The 3,154-nt window shown below is 37.2% G+C and carries 3 protein-coding genes; 2 read left to right on the top strand and 1 reads right to left on the bottom strand.

All coding sequences use genetic code 11. The features are described from left to right. Positions 1–250: 250 nt before the first annotated feature. Both BM021_RS14750 and BM021_RS14745 read left to right on the top strand, forming a co-directional pair. Positions 251–523 (top strand): hypothetical protein, encoded by a 273-nt coding sequence (locus BM021_RS14750; protein ID WP_090721734.1) that lies wholly within the window; start codon positions 251–253, stop codon positions 521–523. A 610-nt stretch (positions 524–1,133) separates the two neighbouring features. After that, positions 1,134–1,895: a Crp/Fnr family transcriptional regulator gene (locus tag BM021_RS14745; protein WP_090721733.1), complete on the top strand. Its 762-nt coding sequence runs from the start codon at positions 1,134–1,136 to the stop codon at positions 1,893–1,895. A gap of 100 nt (positions 1,896–1,995) precedes the next feature. On the opposite strand, the gene BM021_RS14740 is transcribed toward BM021_RS14745, so the two are convergent. Next, complete coding sequence (locus BM021_RS14740) at positions 1,996–2,700, bottom strand: MEDS domain-containing protein (protein ID WP_090721732.1); 705 nt, start codon at positions 2,698–2,700, stop codon at positions 1,996–1,998. Positions 2,701–3,154 lie beyond the last annotated feature (454 nt).

Raw genomic sequence — 3,154 nt, 5'->3', positions numbered from 1 at the left:
GCAAATTTCAACGCCGATCCAATCAACTCCAACACCTTCTTAAGTTTAAAGTCAAACAGCTGCTTATGCTGTGCTCTGCTTAAGCAGCTTCTAAGCCAGTGCTTTTGCTTGGAATCAGTATGCCTCATTCCTTCATCAGTTGATTATTTCATAAGTATTTTTTACTTGATTTTTATGCTGTGCTAGACTGGTTGTGGAAAGTTTTAATATTCTTTAAAACTATTTTAAACAATAGGAAAAGGAGATCATTATGACCCCAGGAAAAAAATTAACGATAGCGTTAGTTATTTGTTCAGCTTTTTTTATAGGTAGTGCATCTGCTTTTGATCAATCTTTTCATCCAAACCATAAGTTTATTGATAGAGAAAGCATTGGGCCAAATTTCCGGTCTGATCTTGTTATTGATAAAGATAAAGCCGCTAGAGAGAAAACTTCAGAAGAAAATCTACAGATTCCGTCCGGAATAAACCCACATAATCCTTCTGAAGCTAATCCCAATATTCGTACTGGATCCAGATCATAAATAACGTTTGAAGATCATCAGATCAGAATAAAAAAGGCCAAATCTTATATCTGGCCTTTTTTATTTCGGAATTGATAAGTATTCCTCTTTTTCGGCGCTTTGTTGGCGGTAAATCTATATCGACGCAGATGCATAAAGACTGACCCAACAGCTGGAGATTCAGCTGACGTAATCGAGGAGCGAATAAATTAGCCGAGCTTATGCAAGCTGTGCTAACATAAATTTATTATTTATCCATTGTACGACTCGGCTTGATATTGAGAAAAAACCGTACATCTTCTAATCTAGAAAAAGTCTTCTTAATTACAATCACTTTCCGTGAAAATTAGCCAAAAAGACGTATGGCTGAAAAAACGAAATACTAGACTACCTAAAAATGGAAGTTGAAAATTGATGAATGATAAAATCATTGCAAAATCATATGAGTCCTGCCAATCTGGTAATTGTAAGATCAGATCAGATCAGATCAGATCAGATCAGATACAATTTACTGTATTTGAAGGTATCTTTCCCTAAGATAAGCTTGAACTTATCGGGTTTGCATGAAAATCTCTATCATGCATTATCAGTTTGTTAATTTTTTAACTTCTAAAACAAAATCAAGCAAATTATGTCGATAACTTGCGATCCTCGAGAAAATCACATCTTACGCGCGCTACGCCAGGCAGAGTTTGAACTTTTAGAGCCTCATCTTGAACTGATTACAATGTCGCGCGCGGAAATATTGTTTGAAGCTAATGACAAATTGCAATATATTTATTTTCCTGTTACGGCCACTGCATCATTATTATGTTGCTTGGAAGATGGCACTTCAGTGGAAGTGGCAATGGTTGGTAATGAAGGCATATTAGGAGTTTCTGCGTTGCTGGGAGGTAGAAATCTGGCACTGATTCAGGCGATTATTAATGTAGCAGGTCATGGTTATCGCGTTTCGATAAAATCATTACAAAACGTTTTAGCCCGCAGTGGAGGCCGCCGTGCTGGAATGTTACAAAAATTACTCCTACGTTATGCTCAAACGCTTTTTATACAAATGTCACAAACAACTGCATGTAACCGACACCATGCCATAGAACAGCAACTATGCTGCTGGTTACTTTTGAGTTTTGACCGTGGTCATGTAAACAGTTTGTTAATGACTCAGGAATCGATTGCTTATATACTTGGAGTCCGTCGAGAAAGCATCACGGAGGCGGCAAGAAAATTACAGCAAGCTGGCATAATCAATTATCATCGCGGCCACATTGAACTTAAGGACAAGCAAAAATTAGAAGACACAGCTTGTGAGTGCTATAAAGTTAAAAAGGAAGAATCAATTCGTTTATTTACTGATTTCCAGAATGCCAATAAAGAGGCAGCAAGCGTTTGGTAACCAATCGTTGCGCTTTTTGTAATAGTTTGAGTAAGTTATAGCTCTTCTTAAATGCGAGGCTTTGAATGAAGAAAAATAAACTAAGCGACAAAATTCTCCTTTAGCTTAAAAGTGGTGCTTGGCCGGGCGGCAGCTTCGCTGAATTCTTTTTGCGCTCTGCTAATTTGCTTATTAAATGATTCCACGCGACCTCAAAGGCGTCCAGTACTGTCCCCCTTGCTTGGGTTCCAGATAAATCCTGATCTTTCACCGGCGTCAGATAGGGATGACATTTACAAAGACGCTCCAAAGCTTCTTCGTAAGCATTAGGATCCAGATTATCCACAGAGTAAACGCAAAAAAGCGAAAATTCCTGCTTTCTGTTTAATTCATTCCATAAACTTCCAAGTTGCATAGCTGTGTCATACTGACCTTGTTTCCAGAGAATGTTCACCATTTCACCAAAAACACGAGCTTTGCCATATTTTAGTTGGATATCACAGATGGGTGTTCCGACAACTTCTTGAAAGGCTTGTCTTTTAATTATCCCATCGACCACGATACTCAATAGCAGAAATTCAGCATCAAAGAATTTGATTTGCCCTTCATTTTTTAAAGTTGCCACATCCAGACCCAACCACTCCATTTTGGATATGACATTCTTTCTCAGAGCCATTCCCGCGAAGATTATAATTCCTTCACCCTCAAGTACGCCTTCTTTAATGTAGTGAGCAATTGCTTCAGCCCGGAACGACTCATTCTGACACACTTGAACAAGGTGACTGCCAGAGGGATTTGTTAAATACCATGTTCGATTCGTTTTCATATTCCCTCCAAATTAAATTATGGATTTATATCTAAATTCTATTCAAAATAATATATTTAGCATGACGTTAGTAATTAATAGCATTATGTTATTGTTTGAGCTTATCGAAGCCTTTTCTCGTTCATGTAATTAGACAAGGTGCTGCTTAAAACATTCTCAATGACTGCATTATTTAAAACCATTTGATTTCTAGACATTTTTCTTCAAGGTCAGTATTTATTGCAATGCACTTATCAATAAAATTTTCGTAAGTATGATAAATAATTATTAATTACGTCCAATTTTCCAAAAAATTAAATAAATCATTTTTTCAGAACATAGCCACTGTCCCAATCTCAAGCTAAATCTCTTACTTAGTCTTAGGGTCTGTTGACATTTCACATAGGTAACCACAGATATCCGCATGCCATGGCGACCATACTCTCAAAATTTCTCTTCAGTTTGTCATATCGTG

The organism is Nitrosomonas sp. Nm166 (assembly GCF_900112825.1).
GTDB lineage: Bacteria > Pseudomonadota > Gammaproteobacteria > Burkholderiales > Nitrosomonadaceae > Nitrosomonas.
Note: the sequence above shows the minus strand (reverse complement) of the source record. Positions and strands in the feature narration are given on the sequence as shown.

Bases quoted from the DNA above. Each gene is read 5' to 3' on its own strand.
- BM021_RS14750 (WP_090721734.1), top strand. From the start codon at position 251: ATGACCCCAGGAAAAAAATTAACGATAGCGTTAGTTATTTGTTCAGCT.
- BM021_RS14745 (WP_090721733.1), top strand. From the start codon at position 1,134: ATGTCGATAACTTGCGATCCTCGAGAAAATCACATCTTACGCGCGCTA.
- BM021_RS14740 (WP_090721732.1), bottom strand. From the start codon at position 2,700: ATGAAAACGAATCGAACATGGTATTTAACAAATCCCTCTGGCAGTCAC.